Annotated in this window: 16 protein-coding genes; 8 read left to right on the top strand and 8 right to left on the bottom strand. The window is 63.7% G+C overall.

Annotated features, from left to right (window positions below; genetic code table 11):
- From IAE24_RS30490 to IAE24_RS28855, 3 genes are all read left to right on the top strand, one after another.
- Positions 1-254: hypothetical protein (locus IAE24_RS30490; RefSeq protein WP_233626424.1), on the top strand; the 254-nt coding region annotated here is incomplete at its 5' end.
- Between the two features lie 321 nt (positions 255-575).
- Complete coding sequence (locus IAE24_RS28860) at positions 576-1,310, top strand: Crp/Fnr family transcriptional regulator (protein ID WP_199962449.1); 735 nt, start codon at positions 576-578, stop codon at positions 1,308-1,310.
- 118 nt (positions 1,311-1,428) lie between these two features.
- Positions 1,429-1,587: a DUF3309 family protein gene (locus IAE24_RS28855; protein WP_034398712.1), complete on the top strand. Its 159-nt coding sequence runs from the start codon at positions 1,429-1,431 to the stop codon at positions 1,585-1,587.
- Here IAE24_RS28855 and IAE24_RS28850 read toward each other — a convergent pair.
- Positions 1,584-2,372: a GGDEF domain-containing protein gene (locus IAE24_RS28850; RefSeq protein WP_080736917.1), complete on the bottom strand. Its 789-nt coding sequence runs from the start codon at positions 2,370-2,372 to the stop codon at positions 1,584-1,586. The two genes, IAE24_RS28855 and IAE24_RS28850, sit on opposite strands and share 4 nt — an antisense overlap.
- Positions 2,373-2,522: 150 nt before the next feature.
- Positions 2,523-2,747: a glycine zipper 2TM domain-containing protein gene (locus IAE24_RS28845; RefSeq protein WP_013801898.1), complete on the bottom strand. Its 225-nt coding sequence runs from the start codon at positions 2,745-2,747 to the stop codon at positions 2,523-2,525.
- Positions 2,748-3,022: 275 nt separating this feature from the next.
- Here IAE24_RS28845 and IAE24_RS28840 point away from each other — a divergent pair, with 275 nt between their 5' ends.
- Positions 3,023-3,265 (top strand): hypothetical protein, encoded by a 243-nt coding sequence (locus IAE24_RS28840; RefSeq protein WP_013801897.1) that lies wholly within the window; start codon positions 3,023-3,025, stop codon positions 3,263-3,265.
- Between the two features lie 174 nt (positions 3,266-3,439).
- The gene (locus tag IAE24_RS28835) at positions 3,440-11,977 is read left to right on the top strand and encodes a GH36-type glycosyl hydrolase domain-containing protein (protein ID WP_442778815.1); all 8,538 of its coding nucleotides are present in this window, start codon (positions 3,440-3,442) and stop codon (positions 11,975-11,977) included.
- On the opposite strand, the gene IAE24_RS28830 is transcribed toward IAE24_RS28835, so the two are convergent.
- The 3 genes from IAE24_RS28830 to trhA all read right to left on the bottom strand — a co-directional run bounded on the left by IAE24_RS28830 (position 11,974) and on the right by trhA (position 14,371).
- A complete protein-coding gene (locus IAE24_RS28830; protein ID WP_034398720.1) occupies positions 11,974-12,693 on the bottom strand; it encodes a Crp/Fnr family transcriptional regulator in 720 nt (239 codons plus the stop codon). The genes IAE24_RS28835 and IAE24_RS28830 overlap by 4 nt on opposite strands.
- 542 nt (positions 12,694-13,235) lie before the next feature.
- Positions 13,236-13,559 carry a bacteriocin gene (locus IAE24_RS28825; protein ID WP_199962451.1) on the bottom strand — a complete coding sequence of 108 codons (324 nt, stop codon included), beginning with the start codon at positions 13,557-13,559 and terminating at the stop codon, positions 13,236-13,238.
- A gap of 158 nt (positions 13,560-13,717) precedes the next feature.
- Complete coding sequence (gene trhA, locus IAE24_RS28820) at positions 13,718-14,371, bottom strand: PAQR family membrane homeostasis protein TrhA (RefSeq protein WP_199962452.1); 654 nt, start codon at positions 14,369-14,371, stop codon at positions 13,718-13,720.
- A gap of 206 nt (positions 14,372-14,577) precedes the next feature.
- On the opposite strand from trhA, the gene IAE24_RS28815 reads away from it, so the two are divergent.
- From IAE24_RS28815 to IAE24_RS28805, 3 genes are all read left to right on the top strand, one after another.
- Positions 14,578-14,991, top strand: coding sequence for a CopG family transcriptional regulator (locus IAE24_RS28815; RefSeq protein ID WP_034394959.1), 414 nt, complete (start codon positions 14,578-14,580; stop codon positions 14,989-14,991).
- 10 nt (positions 14,992-15,001) lie between these two features.
- On the top strand, positions 15,002-16,111 hold the full coding sequence (locus IAE24_RS28810) for an extracellular catalytic domain type 1 short-chain-length polyhydroxyalkanoate depolymerase (protein ID WP_199962453.1): 1,110 nt from the start codon (positions 15,002-15,004) through the stop codon (positions 16,109-16,111).
- A gap of 311 nt (positions 16,112-16,422) precedes the next feature.
- Complete coding sequence (locus IAE24_RS28805) at positions 16,423-16,863, top strand: hypothetical protein (RefSeq protein ID WP_013801890.1); 441 nt, start codon at positions 16,423-16,425, stop codon at positions 16,861-16,863.
- A 36-nt stretch (positions 16,864-16,899) separates the two neighbouring features.
- Here the strand turns inward: IAE24_RS28805 and IAE24_RS28800 are convergent, their stop codons facing one another.
- From IAE24_RS28800 to IAE24_RS28790, 3 genes are all read right to left on the bottom strand, one after another.
- Positions 16,900-17,379 (bottom strand): GNAT family N-acetyltransferase, encoded by a 480-nt coding sequence (locus IAE24_RS28800; RefSeq protein ID WP_180319263.1) that lies wholly within the window; start codon positions 17,377-17,379, stop codon positions 16,900-16,902.
- 155 nt (positions 17,380-17,534) lie between these two features.
- Entirely contained in the window at positions 17,535-17,972 is a 438-nt protein-coding gene (locus IAE24_RS28795) for an acetyltransferase (RefSeq protein WP_199962454.1), read from the bottom strand.
- 213 nt (positions 17,973-18,185) lie between these two features.
- The coding region (locus IAE24_RS28790; RefSeq protein WP_199962455.1) for an IPTL-CTERM sorting domain-containing protein at positions 18,186-19,295 on the bottom strand (1,110 nt) is incomplete at its 5' end.

Below are 19,295 nucleotides of genomic sequence, written 5' to 3'. Positions count from 1 at the left end.
GGGATGGGGTGGGTGGATTTTGGGATGGAGTGATCGGGGGCTGGTTCGGCCAGGAGCGGCTGGTTGCGACGCCCGCTTGGGTTGGCTGCTTCAGGCTGAACTGCGACATTCACGGCGCAGTGCGTGAGTGGCTGCAACGGTCAAGACCGGTCACTCGCTGGTTGTTCTGCAAGGCGCTGCCGGCGCCCAAGTTCCGAGATTTTGAATTGGCGGTCATGGCGCCTTCCGTGCGTGGCATTTCTTCGTTTTTTTAGTTGCGTAGGCCGGCCAGCGTTATTTTTGGATCTATTTTTGCTATTTTTCTGTTCGCCAGCGCACATCATGGAAAAAATATTTTGGATGCGCAATTAAATGACCTCATCTCGGATTCGGCAGCAGAACTGATTTTCATATGAAAAACCACTTTCCCGGCAGCGGGCTTTGCGTACGCAGCCGCACATACATGGAATCAAAAAAGCACCATGATCAATAGTGCGGCCTGCTTGAAGAGAAAAATCATCTGATGACCGGCTTCAGCGTCAGTCATCGAGGTATCCATCACGAGAAATGGACGAAACTCATTTCATTGGAATTGTATGAAAAATTCGGGCGCCCACCATGCCAATATTGAAAACAGGATAATACGCCTGCTTTATCCTTCATCGGCAGATCACTTTGTTGAGCACTGTGAAATCTTCGAATTGATCGCATTATCAGAATTGAGCAAATCAGGCAACCCCATGGAGCACGCTTACTTTCCTGAAAGCGGATGCATCTCCTTGGTCATGGAAATCAACAGCAACCATTCCCTGGGACATTCCCTGGGAATAGGCATGGTAGGGAATGAGGCGATGGTCGGGTCAGAAATCATTCTAGGCCATGCAACACCTCCTCCTTGGAAGATCTTGGTACAACAATCTGGTACCTGCTGGCGAATAAGCCGCACGGATTTAGAAAAGCAGTGCACAGAGATCCCCATGCTCGGTGAATTGATTAAAAAGTTCATACTTGTGCGCTTGCATCAACAGGCACGTTTCACAGTCTGCCTTAACTACCATACGGCAGCCTCCCGTCTGGCCCGATGGCTGTTGATGAGCAGCGACCGATGTGCCGGCAGCTTTCATGTCACACAGCAATTCATGGCATTGATACTGGGCGTACGGCGTGTCAGCATCACCAACATCGCCAGCAGATTTCAGAACGACGGCATGATTGCCTACAAACGTGGTGAGATGATGGTATTGAACCGCGCAGCGCTGGAAAACAGGGCGTGCAGCTGCTACGCGGCAGACAGACAAATCTATTCAAGAATCATGGGCACCCCGGCCTGAAAGACCAAAGTCAAAAATTCAAAAATCCAAGGACGTGCGCCAGCGCACAGACCATCGCTTGGGAACACGATGCAATGCAACTCTACGCCGTGCATTGCAAAGCGCCTTGGAGAGCATCATGAGTCTGACCACCATTCTTCTAATCGTCCTGATCCTGGTGCTTGTAGGCGCTCTGCCTTCATGGCCCCACAGCCGTAGCTGGGGATACGCTCCCAGCATCGCGATAAGCCTGCTGGTGGTGGTGGTCGTGGTATTGCTGCTTACGGGGCGGGCCTAAGTGCCCTCAAAAACACTGAACTGATAGCCGCTGCGCATGCGCTTGGCCCGATACATGGCGCGATCCGCATCAGCAATCAATTGCTCCGCAGACACAGGCCATTCGTGTGCGATCACGATGCCCATGCTGGCCTCCACTTTCAGCTCCAGCCCGTTGCAGTGAATGGGGTTGGCTATTTCCCTGCAGATCATTCTGGCCAAGGCGCGCAGCTGCTCCATTTCCGGAGAGGGCTCCAGCAGGCATGCGAACTCGTCGCCTCCCAGCCTGCACACCAGGTCCTCGCGGCGGATGAAGGATCTCAGGCGGCCCGATACGACCTTGAGGACTTCATCTCCTGCACTGTGGCCATGGAGATCGTTGATTGTCTTGAAGCCATCCAGATCCATATACAACACCGCGATGGGAATGGCCTGGGGCATGGCAAAGCCGATCGCCCTGGAAAGCCGATCCAGGAATGAGAACCTGTTCGGCAGGGAGGTCAGATGGTCATGTGTCGCCAGGTGATGCGCTGCGCGTTCATCCGCCTTGGTCCTGTCAAGCTCGAAATGCGCCTTTCCCAGGGCGATACGCGTGTTGTGCAACTCCTCGCGCAGTGAATCGCATTGCCGCTGCAGGCCTTGCAAACAGGCTTCAAGCCCCTTGCGCATTCGATTTTCCACGGAGACGCCCAGCCAGTGATTTCGCTCGAAATCCGACTGGATGGCGTGGGGGCGAAGGCCTGCTTCGTCTGCAAAAAAAGCACCTGTTCTTCTTGATCCGATGTGCCTTGGATACCTTTGAGCCATGGTGTTCCTCAGAATTCGCCATGCTTGAGGGAAACGGATGATTCGCAGATCCGGAAGATGAATATCGCCTTCACCATTTCACAGACAAGCCCTTGATCCGCCAGCGATTTCTACATGGCCATGCAGGATGCCAAGCCTGCATGGCACGGTTTACTTCTTGTCCTTGCCGACCTGGTTGCCGATCACTCCACCGACCGCAGCACCACCGACCGTTCCCACAGCGCTGCCTCCTGTGAGCACGGCCCCGCCGATCGCTCCTGCACCCGCACCGATCGCCGTGCTTTGATCCCTTTTGGACATATTGCCGCAGCCGGCCAGGCCCATCAGCAGGACTGTCGCCGCCAGGGCGAGCGCATTGACCTTGATTTTTTTCATGGGAGAACCTCTTTGAAACGTAGTGGACTGGCGCATGGCGTGGAGGCTGCCCGCCCTGGTCAGGAACGCCGTCCACCGCACCCACGCGCTGCGCTGTGCCTGCCATGCCGTCCCACAGTGGCCTGTTCGCACATCGCCGTCGGTGCGGTAGGGCACATCGCCACGTGTTGCCCGTGAATGTTCGTCTGCGCACAGACGCCGCGGCCTGCGCTCCCTACAAGAGGGCATGTGTCCAAGGGATTGCATCCCCGCAATCCGCACCAGGAGTTCCGCCCATGCCCCGCTTTTCCAACCTCGTCCCGACCTGGGACACCTCCTGCGTCGGCGGGCCTGCCAGCCTGTCCCAGATGGATCGCCTCATGCTCACCGAGCACCTGGCGCACTGCGATGCGCTGAGAAGGCCATTGCTCGCGCTTTGGACGGGATTCACGGCCATCCACCGCATGCTGGGCGAGCGCACGCTGACGGGAATGCTGCTGATCGCAACCCTGGCCGCCGTCGTGTGGCTTGCACTGTAGTGCGTTGCCCGGAAGCCATGAATGCAAATGCGCAAGCGCTGGAAATGGATACCGCCACATATCAGCCACCTGCTGGATGCCCGCCATGGAGAAGTCCTGGCACCCATCAGGTCGGAGCTTTTTGGCTGCGCACACTTTGAACAGTATGGGATGACCCTGGGGGGCGCGCATGCCGTGGGCCGCCCACGTTTTGGCCAGGCGACGTTCTATCCACGTCTTGAAAACAATCTCAGATCCCTGCGCACCTCATTCAGGTACATCGCCGGCCTGCACCAGGAGGGCCATGAGCTGGGATCCGGCGCAGAGTGGCTTTTCGACAATTTCCACCTGATCGAGGATCAGCTGCGGGAGATCAGCGAAGGCCTTTCCATCCGCTACTACCGCTCGCTGCCCGTCTTGCAGGAGGCCCCGCTCACAGGCCTTCCACGCATCTACCAGGTGGCATGGTCCTTTGTCGCCCACACCGATGGTGCCTTCGATGAATCGCTATTGACCTGTTTTCTTGACGCATACCAGAGCAAGAGCGAACTCAGCCAGGGTGAGCTCTGGGCGCTGCCCACCACGCTGCGGGTGATTCTGATCGAGAATTTGAGGCGCCTGGCGGAGCGTATTGCGTGCCAGGCGGCGGCCAAGGAGGTGGCCACCCTGGCTGCGGGCCATATCGACAGGCTCGATGCCGCCGGCTTCCACGAAATCCACCGCTTGATGCAATTGCGCGGTGTAGGCCAGGTCTTCCTGTCCCATCTGGCGCAAACACTCTTCGGGCATCGCTCGGTCTTCAGCGACGGCGCGTACATGCAGATCGAAGAGTGGCTGCGCAGTGCAGTGCCCGATCTGGCGGCACTGCAGGTGCAGCAGCATGCCGACAGCGCGGCCGACCACCTGAGCGTGGGCAATGCGGTGGCCTCGCTGCGGCTGGTGGGCGCCGGGGACTGGCCCGGTATCGTGGGCAGGACCAGCCTGGTTGTGCGCGCACTGCAAGCCTCGCCCGTTTTCCTGGCCGAGGACGATGCCAGCCGCAACACTACGCTGCATGGCATAGAGCGCCTGGCCGCGCGCAGCCCTGATCGCTCCGAGGCCGCCGTGGCCAGGGCCCTCATCCGGTTGATGGGCCAGTCGCAGGGCGCAGCCCAACTGGCCGGGTACTGGCTGCAGGGCGAGGGACGCGCCCAACTGGAGGACATGTTCGGCGCGCGACGGCCCCTTTCGGACCGCTGGTATGCCATCCTCCTGCTGTCGCGCACGGTCACCTACATCGGCGCCGTTGTGGCGGCTTCGCTGGCCCTGGTGGCATGGATGCTGCACCTCAACGGCGCAGGCAATGCCGCCGCGATGCAGGGTCCGCTGGGTCCCCTGGGCCCGCTGGACGCATGGGTGGGCCATGCAGGCCTGGCCCTGCTGGGACTGCTCATGTTTTTCCCGGCCTCCGAGGCGGTTTTGGCCCTGGTGAACCGGCTCATATGCGAGTCCGCCACTCCGGCGCATCTGCCGCGCTTTCTCTTGAAGGAGGGGATCGGCCCCTCGGCGCGCACCCTGGTCGTCATTCCTGCGCTGCTGAGCAAGCCGGCTGCCATCTCCGAACTGGCGCATCGCCTGCAGCTGCACTATCTCGCCAATCTGGAGCACTGTGTCCATTTCGCGCTGCTGAGCGATTGGGTGGATGCGGACCTGCAGGGCACGGCAGACGATGAGCCGCTGCTCGCGCAGGCACGCGAACAGATACAGGCGCTCAACCTGCGCTACCCCGCCGGCGAGGGCCAGGCGCAGCGCTTTTTGCTGCTGCACCGCCCCCGGTCCTTCAGCGCGACGCAGGGCCTGTGGATGGGCTGGGAGCGCAAGCGCGGCAAGCTCGAGCAACTGGTGGCCGCGCTGGCGACGGAAATGCCGGCCCCCTTCCTGGAGATGGGCGTGCTGTCCGACCTGCCTGCCGGCGTGCGCTATGTGCTGACGCTGGACAGCGACACCGAACTGCCGCCGGGCCAGGTCAGGGCCTTGGTAGGCATCGCCGAGCACCCGCACAACCAGCCTGAACTGGATGCCACCGGGCGCAAGGTCATACGCGGCTACGGCATCCTGCAGCCGCACGTGGTGGCACCCTTGCCGCAGACGCGGCAAACCTCTGCCTGGCAGTGGCTTTTTTCCGGACAGCGGGGCATGGACCCCTACAGCGCAGCCACTTCGGATGTGTACCAGGACCTCTTTGGAGAAGGCAGTTTCATCGGCAAGGGCCTTCTCCATGTGCAGGCCCTGCACGCCGTGCTGTCGCAGCGCCTGCCCGAGGACCGCATCCTCAGCCATGACCTGCTGGAAGGCTCGCTGGCCCGCTGCGCGGCGATCTCCGATGTGACCGTGATGGAGTCGGACCCGCTGCACAGCGACACGGCAGCAGCCCGGCTGCATCGCTGGGTGCGCGGGGACTGGCAATTGCTGCCCGTGCTGTGGCACGGCAGGTACTGGCAACTGGCGGCCGTCCACCGCTGGAAGCTGTTCGACAACCTGCGCCGCTCCCTGGTTGCGCCCGTGTCGCTGCTGCTGATCGTGCTGTCCATGGCAGGACATGGCTTGGCCCTGCCTTTGTCCCTGGCACTGGCGGCGGCGGCCTGCATCACCGGGCCGTTGATAGGCGCCATCGCCGGTGCCCTTCCGCACCATGCGCGATTCGTGGGCAGCCGCTTCGCCCTGCAGTGCGCAAGGCAGTTGCTGCAGGTGGCACTGTCCGGCGCGTGGTACCTGGCGCAACTGCTGCCGCAGGCCATGCTCCACGCGGATGCCGTGGCCCGCACGCTGTACCGCATGGCCGTGAGCAAAAGGCATCTGCTGGAATGGACCACCGCCGAAGCATCCCATGCCGCCATCCGGCCCGGCTGGGCGCCGGCCTTGTCAAGGCACTGGCACAGCACCGTGCTCGCGCTTGCGCTGCTGGCGGCCCTGTGGCTGCTGCCCGCCCCGCTGCCAGCCGCGGCATGGCTGCTGCTGTCCGCCTGGGTTTTCACCCCGGCCCTGGTCTGGCTGTGCAATGCCCCGTGGCGGGCCCCTTTCAGCCATGCAGGGCTGCAGACCACAGACCGCGAACTGCTGCAGGACATTGCGCGTGACACCTGGCGGCTTTTCGAGCGCTGCGTGGGCGAAGGCGACAACCACCTGCCCCCGGACAACCTTCAGACGGCGCCGTTCGAGGTGCTCGCCCACCGGACCTCTCCCACCAACATCGGCCTTTATCTGCTCAGCGCCGCCTGTGCGCGGCAGTTCGGCTGGATCGGCACCCAGGATCTGCTGATGCGCCTGGAAGCGACCTCGGCCACGCTGGCCAGGATGGAGCGCCACAACGGCCACTTCCTCAACTGGTATGACACTCAGAGCCTGCAGCCGCTGCTGCCTCGCTATGTCTCCACCGTGGACAGCGGCAACCTCGGAGCCCATCTGCTTGCCGTATCCCGCGCCTGCCTTGAGCTGGCCCGCGCCCCGCTGGATCCTGCGGCCAGCCAGCAGGCGATCCGTGCGGCCAGGCGCCGGTTGAAACCCTGCCTGGCGGGCGCAGCGCGCCTGTTGCAGCGCCCGCTGCAGCAGACGGCGATCGGCCAATTGCTGGACAGCCCCCTGGCCGATCCCGCAGACATATCGGCCCAGATGATGCTGCAGGGATTGCTGCGCGACGCCTTTGCGGAGCTTCACGCGCTCGATCTGCCGGAACCTGGGGCCGTGGCCGACACCCCGCCCGGGCCGCAGGACCCCTTGCCATGGCTGCTGGCCGACCTGCTGGCCACCCTGCAGTCGGCGGCCCTGGACGTCAGCGCTGTCGGCGCGGGACAGCAAGATGCGATCTCCCTGCGCCTGCGGACGATGGCCCACACCCTGGAACAGCTGGCGTGGGATGCGGATTTCCGTTTCCTGCTCGACCCGCGGCGGCAATTGCTGCACATAGGCTACCGGCTCGAGGAGCAGCAACTCGACGCATCGTTCTACGACCTGCTGGCCTCCGAGTCCCGCACCACCAGCTTGCTGGCCATTGCCAAGGGCGACCTTCCCGCCAGGCACTGGAAGGCGTTGGGCCGGCCGTTCTTCGCCCATGGCCGCAACGCGATTTTGCGGTCCTGGTCGGGGTCCATGTTCGAGTACCTGATGCCTTCGCTGGTGGCAGTGGAGCCAGCGGGCAGCGCGCTGGACGAGGCCAACCGCTGCGCACTGCGCGAGCAGATGGCTTTTGCCAAGGGCCTGGGCATTCCCTGGGGCATGTCGGAAAGCGCCTATGCGGCGCGCGACCAGTCGCTGGCCTACCAGTACGCCTCCCAGGGAGTGCCCTGCCTGGCACTGCGCCGCACGCCGATGGCAGAGAAAGTCATCGCCCCCTACGCCACGGCGCTGGCCTGCCAGGTGGCGGCGGTACCTGCGTGCGCGAACTTCCGCGCGCTGGCCGCCCTGGCTGCGCGCGGGCGCTATGGCTTCTACGAGGCCCTGGACTTTTCTGCCGCACGGCAGATCCATGGCGGAAGGTTCACGCTCGTCAGCACCTACATGGCCCATCACCAGGGCATGACCATCGTGGCCCTGGCCAATGTGCTGCTGCAAGGGGTTGCACAGCGCTGGGGCTCTGACCACCCCCGCATCCAGGCCATGTCCACGCTGCTGCAGGAGCGCACCCCCCGCGAGCTTGCAGGCCTCAGGCCCGGCGCGCTGGCCGCACCCTTTTTGCATGCCCAGTCCCGAAGGCCTGCCAACGCGATCCGCACCGTCGTCCCGGGGGCCCGGGCCCTGGAGCCGACCCTCTTGCTGAGCAATGGGCGCTACAGCGTTGCATTGCGCGCCAACGGAGCCGGATGGAGCCGCCTGGGCAACACCCACATCACGCGCTGGCGCGACGACCTGCTGCGCGATGCGCACGGGAGCTTTGTCTACCTGCGAACGGACCGGGACAGCGCCCCGGTGTCCGTGACCCGCAGCCCTGCGCCCGACCCGCAGGCGGCCTACACCAGCACGTTCCACCCGGACCGCATGTGCTTCGATGCCCGCTGGCCGCAATGGCGTGTGCGCACCACGGTCTGGATCAGCCCTGAAGACGATATAGAGCTGCGCAAGGTCGTGCTGAACAACCTGGGTAACCTGCCCATGGACGTGGAGCTGATATCGGCCATGGAGGTGGTCCTGGCCGGCGCGGGCGCGGACGAGGCCCACCCGGCGTTCTCCAGCATGTTCGTGAAGGCGCAGTGGCTGGCGCAGCAGCAGGGCATGCGTTTTGAGCGGGTTGCCCGCCACAAGGAGGAGAAGGTGGTGCAGATGGCCCATTTCGTGGCCGGCACGCAGGGGGAGGTCCTGGGCCTGCGCTACCAGAGCGATCGGGCGAAATGGGCCGGCCGCAATCACGCGGCCAGTCAGCCGCAGGCGTGCCTGGAGCCCGCACCGGGTGAAGCTGTCGCGCTGGACACCGGCCTGGATCCCGTCGCCGTGCTGGGCGTGCGCATGCGCGTGGGCCCTGGCGGACAAGTGAGCGTGGTGTTTGCGACGGCTGCCTGCGACAGTGCCAGCACCCTCATGGCCATCCTGGACAAGTACCGCCAGCCCAGCTATGTGGAGCGCACCTCCGTGATCTCCGCCACCTTGGCGCAGGGCCAGGATGCCCTGCAGCACCGGCCCCGGCCCGAGTACCTGCCGGCACTGCAACTGCTGGGCACGGCGCTGATGTTCACCCTGCCCAAGCTGCAGCCCGGCCTGCACCCGCATCGCGCAGGCGCCGTCCGCCTGCCGCAGATCCAGGACCGGCGCGTGCTGTGGCAGTTGGGCCTTTCGGGCGACAGGCCGATCATCGTGGTGAGTGCCGCGGCGCCCCAGGGCCTGGGCCTGCTGCGCATACTGGGACAGGCCCTGGGCGAATGGTCGCGCGCCGGCGTGGCCTGCGACCTGGTCGTGCTCAGCAGCGAGTTCCACTCCTACTACATGCCGGTGCAGGCCGAGCTGAACGCCATCGGCGAACAGCATGAGGCGGCCGGCAACGCCCGCCCAGGGCTGAGCACGACAGGCTTTCATGTCCTGGGCCAGGACACGCTCACCCCCGCACAGGCAGCCTGCCTGGAGCGCCTGGCATGTGTGCGCCTGCATGCCGATGGCCGTGCATTGCTGCAACAGATCCATGCCTGGAGCGAGCAGTTCGAGGCCCAGGCCAGCCGGCGGCGCACAGCGCATCTGCCCCAGAAAATACCGGTCCAGCCAAGCCGGGGCTCAGCTGTCCCCGCGTCGACCGGACAGTTCCTCGGCGACCATGGCCACTTCCAATTCGATGTCAGCGCATCCCGGCGTCCGGGCAGGCCCTGGATCAACGTCCTGGCCAACCCCGGCTTCGGAGGGCAGATATCCGAAAGCGGCGCAGGCAATACCTGGGCGATCAACAGCCGGCTCAATCAGGTCACGGCCTGGTCCAATGATCCCGTCTGCGACATGCCGTCCGAGTGGTTTTTTCTCCAGAACCGGCGCACACGCGAGACATGGAGCGTGGCCCCCAGCGCCTGGGGGCATGCCCAGGCCCGCTACAGCGTGGTGCATGGCCAGGGCTTCACTGAAATCGCCCACCGCCACGGCGACCTGGGCATCCGTGCGCGCTGGTGCGTGGACATCAGGACGGCCGTCAAGCAAGTGCGCATCACCGTGGTCAACCATGGCAACTCCAAGATGCACCTGAGGATGGCGGGCATGGTGGAGTGGATGCTGGGCGAGCGCCGGGCCGACCGCGCCACGCTGGAGACCATGGCCCTGTGGGCACCGGCGCCCGACAAGCGCTTTCTGGGCCTGCTATGCACCCAGACCGAGGCTGCGGGCGGCTTTGGCGGCGGCACGGCTTTCTTCTGCGAATCGCATGCCGGCGAAGGCACCCTCGCGGGAAAGCACGACAGCCTTGACTGGACCTGCGACCGCAGCGAGTTCTTTGCATCCGACGGACATTTGCAGCTCCCGGCACAGCTGGGGCAGCGCAGCGGATACGGGCTCGAACCCTGCGCAGCCCTGTCGCGCCTGGCCACGCTTCGGCCCGGCGTGACCTGGGAGCAGACCTATCTGATCGGCCATGCAACGAGTCCCGATGCGGCGCGCCAGTTGCTGGAGCAAGCCACCGTCCTGGCCCCCCAGGCACGAGAACAGGCCAACAGCGACTACTGGGATGGCCTGCTCCAGGCCACGCAGATCCACACGCCCGATCCGCTGATGGACGTGCTTGTGAACCGCTGGCTGCCCTACCAGACGGTCTCCTCGCGGCTGTGGTCCAAGGCCGGTTTCTACCAGGCGGGAGGCGCCACCGGCTACCGCGACCAATTGCAAGACGCCATGGCGCTTGTCTGGGCCGATCCCGGCGTGCTGCGGCAACAGATCACGCTGTGCGCGTCACGGCAATTTCTCGAAGGGGACGTGCAGCACTGGTGGCATGCGCCTGCGGGTGCTGGCGTGCGCACCCGCTGCAGCGACGACCTGCTGTGGCTGCCCTTCGCCTGCTCGCACTATCTCCAGGCCACTGGCGACATGGCGCTGCTGCAGCAGCAGGTTCCGTTCCTGGAGGCGCCCGCCATTGCCGACGGCGTGGACGACGTCTACGAAACACCGGGCATCAGCGAAGTTTCGGCTTCGGTCTACGAGCATGCGGCGCGCGCCATCGACCGCAGCCTTGCCGTGGGCGTGCACGGCCTGCCCCTGATGGGCGCAGGAGACTGGAACGATGGCATGAGCGCCGTTGGTCACCAAGGCCGAGGCGAATCGGTATGGCTCGCCTGGTTCCTGTGCGCCATCGTCACGGACTGGATACCGCTGGCACGCGGCTGCGGCGACGAAGCACGCGCCGACGCCTGGCAGACAGCCCTGTCCGGCTGGCGCCAGGCCCTGGATGTTGCGGGCTGGGATGGGCGCTGGTACCGGCGGGCGTTCTTCGATGACGGCACGGTGCTGGGCTCGGCCCGGCAGCTCGAGGCGCGCATCGATCTGATTGCGCAGGCCTGGTCGGTCCTGGTCACCACGGCAGGCACCTCGCGCCCGCGCATTGCCATGGAAGCGGTGGACACGGAGCTGGTCCAGCCCGATACAGGTCTGATCCCGCTGCTGGCACCGCCCCTGGTCCATGGCCTTCCGCATGCGGGCTACATCCAGGCCTACCCGGCAGGGGTGCGGGAAAACGGCGGGCAGTACACCCATGCCGGAGCGTGGGCCGTGATGGCCGCCGCTTCGCTGGCCCTGCGCCAGGCGGCGCACGCCACCGCCACCGCCACCGGCAGCGAGCGCCTCCAGGACACACCCTACCGGTACTTCACCTACCTGAGTCCGGCCCACCGCGCCAGCCATCCCGTATGGGGCAGCCAATACGCCATCGAGCCTTACGCCATGGCTGCAGACGTATACACCCAGCCCCCTTTTGTCGGACGGGGCGGATGGAGCTGGTACACGGGCTCGGCTGCATGGATGCATCGCGCCGCGGTGGAGTCCATCCTGGGGCTGCACATCCACGCCGGGGAACTGTTCTTCACCCCCTGCCTTCCTTCCCATTGGCCCCAGGCCGAACTGGTATTGAAACGGGAGGGCCGCAGCATGCGCTTTCTCCTGATTCGCGGCAGCACCGACGCGCTGGCGGCCAGGTGTGACGTGGAGGGGGCGGTCATGCTCCAGGTATCGCAGAGGCTGCGCTGGACAGAGCTGGCAGCGCACAGCTGCTTTGTCATCCCTGTGCAAGAGGCCGCGATCGGGACCTAGCAAGCCGTGATGTCCGGCAGCAACCGGTCGTACTCTTTTCTCACCACCGCATAGCACTCGCAGGAGCGCTGCTCCAGGCCCGTACGGTCCAGCACACTGATGCGGCCACGCGAATAGCGGATGATCTCGGCGCGCTGCAGCTTCAGCGCGGCCTCGGTCACGCCCTCGCGGCGGACTCCGAGCATGTTGGAGATCAGCTCCTGCGTCATCACCAGGTCCGTGCCCTGGAGCCGGTCCAGGCTCAGCAGCAACCAGCGGCAAAGCTGCTGGTCAAGTGAATGGTGACGGTTGCAGACGGCGGTCTGGGCCATCTGGGTGATCAACGCCTGCGTGTAGCGCAGCAAGAGGTGAAGAACCGGGCCACCGCGCTCAAACTCCGCCTGCATGGCGCCGACCTTCAGCCGATAGCCCCTGCCGGCGCTTTGAACGACCGCCCTGCTGGTCGTGGACCCTCCGCCCATGAAGAGGGAAATGCCCACAATCCCTTCGTTGCCCACCACCGCGATCTCCGCCGACGCACCGTTCTCCATCACGTACAGCAGGGAGACGATCGCCGTCGTGGGAAAGTACACGTGACTCATGACCCGGCCCGCTTCATACAGCACCTGGCCCAGGGCAAGCTCCACGGGCTCCAGCGCAGGCTCCCACCGCTGCCATGGCTCGGGTGGCAAGGAGTCGAGCAAATGATTGCCGGTGGACGCGGCGCAAGAGGGCATAAAGGCAATTCCAGTGCAGTCATCCCGGCACTTCAAGAGAGTCTGGAGACAGCAGAAATGACGCTCTTGCATCTTACGGGCCAGGCCCACCAGCTCTGTGCGGTACCGCACATACCGGCAGTGGCATCTGTGCCTGGCCCTGCGGGCCCCCGCATCCAGAAAGCCCCCCGAAAACCCTTGTGCCGCCACGCTTACAACATAATTTGTCTGCGGCCGGTTTGACTACATCCCATCACCTGGACCAGGAACACAGTGGACTTTCAGGAGCCATCTTGGCTTTTGAAGACCATAGGAGTTTCACATGTCCGTTTCCCAGAACACGCCAGGCAAAAGCCAGCAGCCCGTTGGCCAGCCCAGCAAGCCCCAGCCACAGCAAACTGCTCCCAAGCAGCACCAGCCGGGCTCCGCTGAAGAGCAAAAGAAGCAAGCCCATCAAGGGCAACCGAAGCAGTAATCCAGCCGCTCCGTAACGAAAAAGGGCCCTCGGGCCCTTTTTGATTTCAATGGACGCAAAGGACGGGTTTCTGTATTCGGCCGGTCCATCAATCCTTGTGTTTGATCCACGTGGCTCCAGCCGCCTCACCGCATCCGGCGCCCACCAGGCCACCGACGGCGCCCCCCACGAATATTCCAACCGGTCCTCCCACGGCTGCGCCCAGTGCAGACCCCAGTGCTGCGCCAAAAATCATGAAGCCGGCCACCATGGTTGATTTGGACTCCCGCAAGGCCTCTGCCTTGCCCATTCGAATCTGTGCTGCCTGGTCGGTGTCCTGCGAAGGAACGCCGTGCCCTGGGACCGCCTGATCGGCAAGATCAGGGTCCTGAGGCCTGCCAAGCAGTGACCTCAGTGAAATCGATGCAGTCATGGCCTTCTCCTCGAAGATGAGGAAGAGATAGATGCACCCCGCCTCGACCATGTTTTAAGCCCATGCCAGAATTTTCGATGAGGTCCGCCCCGCCGAAATTGCGTAAGCAAACAGCCTCATCAGGACGGCAGGGTGTCGAAGCCATGAATGGCAGGAGGTCAGGCGAGCAAACCGGCTACCGCGACGGTATGGCAGGCGCTGCCGGCGACCACGAACAGATGCCAGATGCCGTGCGCGTGGCGCATGCTCGCCAGACGACGGTAAAACACCGTTCCTGCCGAATAGAGCAGTCCGCCGGCGAGCAGCCAGGCCAGGGTCTGCGCACCATGGCGAAAGGCCACCGGCACCGCGCCCCCCAAGCTGAGCCAGCCAAGGCTGATGTACAGGGACAGGCGCGGCGGCGAATCGAAACCCAGTGCACGTATCGCACCCTGGAATGCGAGCCCCCATACGCCGCCAAGCAGCAGCCAAGCCCACAAGCCAGGGGGCGCCATCAAGGCAAAGGGCGTGTGGCTGCCGGCAATCAGCAGGTAAATGCAGGCGTGGTCGACGCGCTGCCAGAAACCCTTGCGCACCCCGGTACAGCCATGAAAGAGGGCCGATGCGCCAAACAGCGCCGCCAGAGACAGGCCAAACACCACAGCGCCCCCAATCTTGCGCGCATCGCCGCCGGCCACCGTTTCGCAGATGAGAACCACACTGGCCGCCAGGCCCACGGGCAGGGCTGCCAGATGACTCCAGGTATTGAACCGTTCGCCGGGCTGGCCCCAAACGCAAGGGCCGTGCGGCGAGCCTGCCTGCAAATCTTGCATGGAGCCTCCTGGCGCATGGCTGAGCAACGCCGGGCGCGGCGGCCCGGCTAGGCCACCCTAAGGCCCAGACGTGACAGGGCAATGATGGCGACGGACACGCTGGAGAGCCCGTCCACCGGACACCACACGACGTGCAGCGCCAAATTGAAACATCAGGCCTTGAAACCATCCTCAAACCATCCATATGGATGGCATAAGGATGTTCCATGGCCACTACCACCTCCACCCCTCGCGTGAGCGAATCCGAAAAGCTCACCATTAATCTGGGCTATGTCGACCTGGGCCAAATCGACCTGCTGGTCGCCGAAGGCTTCTACGCAAACCGCAGTGATTTCATCCGTACAGCGATACGCAATCACCTGCGCAGCCACGCGGACGCGTTGCAACAGGTCGTCGCCCGCAAGATGCTGGTCCTGGGTATGCAGCATTTCTCCCAGGCCGATCTCCTGCGGGTGCAGGCTGCCGGGGAAAAGCTGCAGATCCGGGTGCTGGGCTTGGCCAGCATCGCGCAGGACGTGCCTGCGCAGCTGGCCGCAGAAACCATCGAATCCATCACGGTGCTGGGAGCGCTCCAGGCCAGCCCCGCCGTTCGTGCCGCTCTGGCCGGCCGCATTACCTGAGAACCATTCCATGAAACAGCTTTTTCACGACATGCTGGGCGAGGCTACACGCCTGACGCGCACTGGCAATTTGCTGGAAGCAACCGAGCTGATTCAGCGCACGTTGCGAGGCGAAAGCGCGCCCGCGCCCCACGGCAAGACCGCCGCAACCAGTCACAGGGAAGAAGGCTGGATCGTCGATGCCGAAGCCCGTTTCATCGACGATGCTCCCGAACTCGCCGTGCCTGCGGGCTCATCGCAGGCAGACACCTCCGGCGACGAGCAATGGCTGCGCGGCAGCTACTCGCACGGAGGCCGGCAGCTGGCCTATCGGCTGTATGTGCCGCCAGGCAGTGCACTTGAAGCGGGGCCTCGGCCGCTCGTCCTCATGCTGCACGGTTGCACCCAAGGGCCGGAAGACTTCGCCGCCGGCACGCGCATGAATGACCAGGCACGCAGGGCTGGTGTATTGGTGCTCTATCCTGAACAAACACAGCATGCGAACTCGCAAAAATGCTGGAACTGGTTCAAGGCCCAGCATCAGCAGCGGGGCCGGGGCGAGCCAGCACTGCTGGCGGGCCTCACACGCCAGATGGTGGCTGACCATGGCGCGGACGCATCGCGTGTCTATGTCGCCGGACTATCGGCTGGCGGTGCAATGGCGGACATATTGGGACGCACCTATCCTGAGCTGTTCGCCGCCGTGGGCGTGCATTCGGGCTTGCCCGCCGGTGCTGCGTCCAATCTGCCATCAGCCCTCGAGGCGATGCGAAGAGGCGCAGCATCAGGCTCGGCCAGCGGTCCCAGCGTGTGTCCGGTGATCGTGTTTCACGGCGATGCCGACACGACGGTGCACCACGACAACGGCGCGGCCGTGGTGAATGCTGCACGCAGCGCGCAAAGTCCCCAAGGCGCACCTCGCGTCATCCAGGGCCATGCGCCGAACCGCCAGCGATTCACCCGCTCTGCCTATGTCGCGGCCGACGGAAGTACCGCCATTGAACACTGGCAACTGCATGGCGCAGGCCACGCATGGTCCGGCGGCAGCTCAGAGGGCAGCTACACCACGCCAGGAGGAATCGACGCCAGCGCCGAGATGCTTCGCTTCTTCCTTTCGCACAAGCGTGCACACGGCTGCTGACGCGCGGCACCGGCAGCGAGCTCGCGAGGAAGCCCTGGGCGGCAGCAACCGCTGCGGAGCAGCCGGCAGCTGCAGATTTCCGAACACTGGTCTCAGGCTGAGAGCTGGACGCAGGAGCTTCAACATCGAACATCGGCGGCGATCAACAGTTGAACTTGATGGTCGCTGGCTGCAATCTCCAAGAATCGGCGTCCACCTCGGCCCGGCCCCTTGGCGACGATTCACCGTGCCATCAGGCAAAATCCGGAACATCGGGAACGCTTGGCGTCAGGTCTGCCGAGAGGCCCAACTTGAAGAATGGAACAGTATCAATGGCACTGACGAAGAAGGGCGAGTTCTGGTACGGGACGACTTCCGGCGACACCCAAGCCGAGCTGCGCAGCTACAGCATTGCGAATCTTCATGAGGCCGTCCGGTTTGCCTCGTCCAAATGCGATTGCGGGTGCCGGACTTTTGCGCTGCAGACGGATGAAGAAGCCGGCGTGGCCATCCGCACCTGCACCGACTGCGGGCAGGAACACCTGATGGGCGACAGCGCGGAATATGTTGAAGAGGCCACCCCCGAGGCACACGAGTGCGTGTGCGAGAACGAGACGTTCGAACTGATGTCCGGCGTCTCCGTGTACGAAGGCACACACGACGTGCGCTGGTACTACATCGCTTGCCACTGCGTGGAATGCAACCTGGTTGGAGTCTTCGCAGACTGGAAGTGTGAAGCGGGTGATGCGGCGGCCTTCCTCGCCAAGGTATGAGCGCGTGGGATCAAGACGCGCTGCTCAAATATCTGGTCAAGCGGGTTTGCCGGGTGCATGCAGGCGATAGCGCAAAAAGCGAGTCCCCTCGATATCCAATGCGCCATCTGGCCGAAATCCCAGCTTGAGAACTCCTTTTATTCTGGTTCTTGAAGGTGGCAGCAAAATTGTGATGGAGTTCAGCCCCAAGCCAGTGAATGCACGTTTCACTATCTCTTGATAGATGGCCTTGCCACTTCCCCAGAACTTGGGGTGAAGCACCAAAGCGAGATCGGCATCACCTTCCTCGTACTGCAAGCCGCCCCAGCCGGCAAATTGCTGATCAATTTCAAACGCCCATGGCCCATAGCCGTATTGCTGCCACTGGGCATCCTTTTTCTGAGCCCATTCATTTGCTTTCGCCAGGTCGAAATTCGCACTTCCAAGCGGCATTTGTCGCAGCACATCTGGATTGTTGTTCAGCGAAACAATGTGAGCCGGATCAACTTCAGTGAGCCGCTTAAATTTCAAATTCATGCCTGTATCTGGTTGTCTATCCATCAAATTCAAAGCGTACAAAAACGGTGGTTGCCGACCGTGTATCTGAGCGTCAACCAAGGGGGCAGCAGTCCACAGTAAGGGGTTGCTGCTGCTGCAAGGCAGGCCCCATGCGAGCTGCGGCCTGCTTCCAGCTAGCCCTGGTATCGCAGGTGAATAAGAGGATAAGGGCGTCCCTGCGAATCCACCTCCGAACGTCCAGCTTCAACGAACCCCATCCGTTGATAGAACCCAACCGCTTGGGAGTTCTGCATGTTGACGTCTGTGCTCAATGCCCCGTGCAGCGCCAATCCATGCTGCAACAACTTGCGGCCAATGCCGGTGCCGCGGACATCCGGATCGATGAACAGCGCCTCCATGTGCGTGCCATCGATCAGCATGAAGCCATGGGGCTGGTCATGTTCATCGACAGCAACAGTCACCGGCGCATGAGGCAGAAACTCGACCACTTCGGCATCAATGGCCTTTCGATCATCGGGACTGAGAAAGTGATGGGTGGCGTCTACGGAACGCCGCCAAAGGTCAACCAGACCGGCGCCATCTTCAGGACGTGATGTGCGGAGTGTGTACATGGCAACTTTGCAAATGATTCAGCTTGCGTGAAGTATGACGGTACACACCCGCTAAGTCGTCGCGGCCCCCGTTGTACACACTGAACGGCGGCGCTGTTTCGGCAGCGCCTATGCGTGGGTCGCAATAGGAAACTTTGCGGAGCCCCTGAGTCCCGCCGGCAACTCATCTGAAACCCGGCGCTGGGGCGGCTTTGCCTTGGTGACAGCTTGGCTTCACTTTCTGATCAGCGGTGCGCAAGCACCGCCCAACGCGCGGCGACGCACAGCCACCAGACCCGCCGCCAGCAGCGAAAGCAGCGCCAGCGCCCAGGGGCCGAGTGCGGGGATGGCCTGCGGGGCCAGCAGCACGGGCAGGCCGGGGTCGGTGATCTGGTTGGGCACGGAATCGCTGTCACCCACGCCGCCATCGGCCAGGGTGAAGGTCACGCTCAGGCCGTCGGGCGCAAACTGCGCGCCAGGCAGCGCATACCAGTGCGGCTGCGCGCAGGCAGCGCTGGTGCAGCCCAGCCCGTCAGGGCTGGGGCCGTATTTGTAATAAACGGCCCCCCGCGGCACTGGTGTGGTGAAGTGCACGGTCACCTGTGCATCTGCATTGCCAGCGACACGCCCCAGCACCAGCCTCAGCGGCGCGTGCACCGCACGCACATGGGACGGCAAGGGCGCGGGCAAGGTGGAGGCAAAGGCGGCGCTGCTGATCTCCCAGCCATTCGCGCCGTCCACCTCCACCGCCCCCAGATTGCCGTTGCCGCCCGCACCCTGCCACGGTGCGCTGCACTGCTGCGCTGCGCCGCCATATTCACCGCTGCACTGCCATTTGTATTGGCCGCCAGCGGATAGCACGGTCCCTGGCGTGCCCGTGACGCACAGATTCGCACTGGGCTTGAAGGCCACAGCGCCGTTGGCCGCTGAGCCGCAGGTGGCATCGACCGGATCGTGGGTGAAAGTGGCGCTCACGCTGCGCGGGCTGGTCACATTGGTGAGCTGGCATGCACCCGTGCCCGTGCAATCGCCCGCCCAACTGGTGAAGTGATAGCCCGCATCGGGCGTGGCGGTGCAGCTTGCGCCCTGCCCATGGTTAACGGGGTTGGGTGCGCAGGTGACCGTGCCGTTTGTGGTGACGGGGGCGATGCTGATGGGGTAGGTGTTCAGCGCGAAGGTGGCACTCACGCTGCGCGGGCTGGTCACGTTGGTGAGCTGGCATGTCCCCGTGCCCGCGCAATCGCCCGACCAACTGGTGAAGCGGTAACCCGCATCGGGCGTGGCGGTGCAGCTTGCGCCCTGCCCATGGTTAACGGGGTTGGGTGCGCAGGTGACCGTGCCGTT

Origin of the sequence: Delftia sp. S65, from assembly GCF_016516495.1 — a bacterium.
Lineage (GTDB): Bacteria > Pseudomonadota > Gammaproteobacteria > Burkholderiales > Burkholderiaceae_C > Comamonas > Comamonas acidovorans.
The sequence above is the reverse complement of the archived record's forward strand: the minus strand, read 5'-3'. Positions and strand labels throughout refer to the sequence as shown.

Coding starts and splice junctions, on each gene's coding strand:
- IAE24_RS28860 (WP_199962449.1), top strand. CDS start 576: ATGAAAAATTCGGGCGCCCACCATGCCAATATTGAAAACAGGATAATA.
- IAE24_RS28855 (WP_034398712.1), top strand. CDS start 1,429: ATGAGTCTGACCACCATTCTTCTAATCGTCCTGATCCTGGTGCTTGTA.
- IAE24_RS28850 (WP_080736917.1), bottom strand. CDS start 2,372: ATGGCTCAAAGGTATCCAAGGCACATCGGATCAAGAAGAACAGGTGCT.
- IAE24_RS28845 (WP_013801898.1), bottom strand. CDS start 2,747: ATGAAAAAAATCAAGGTCAATGCGCTCGCCCTGGCGGCGACAGTCCTG.
- IAE24_RS28840 (WP_013801897.1), top strand. CDS start 3,023: ATGCCCCGCTTTTCCAACCTCGTCCCGACCTGGGACACCTCCTGCGTC.
- IAE24_RS28830 (WP_034398720.1), bottom strand. CDS start 12,693: ATGCCCTCTTGCGCCGCGTCCACCGGCAATCATTTGCTCGACTCCTTG.
- IAE24_RS28825 (WP_199962451.1), bottom strand. CDS start 13,559: ATGACTGCATCGATTTCACTGAGGTCACTGCTTGGCAGGCCTCAGGAC.
- trhA (WP_199962452.1), bottom strand. CDS start 14,371: ATGCAAGATTTGCAGGCAGGCTCGCCGCACGGCCCTTGCGTTTGGGGC.
- IAE24_RS28815 (WP_034394959.1), top strand. CDS start 14,578: ATGGCCACTACCACCTCCACCCCTCGCGTGAGCGAATCCGAAAAGCTC.
- IAE24_RS28810 (WP_199962453.1), top strand. CDS start 15,002: ATGAAACAGCTTTTTCACGACATGCTGGGCGAGGCTACACGCCTGACG.
- IAE24_RS28805 (WP_013801890.1), top strand. CDS start 16,423: ATGGCACTGACGAAGAAGGGCGAGTTCTGGTACGGGACGACTTCCGGC.
- IAE24_RS28800 (WP_180319263.1), bottom strand. CDS start 17,379: ATGAATTTGAAATTTAAGCGGCTCACTGAAGTTGATCCGGCTCACATT.
- IAE24_RS28795 (WP_199962454.1), bottom strand. CDS start 17,972: ATGTACACACTCCGCACATCACGTCCTGAAGATGGCGCCGGTCTGGTT.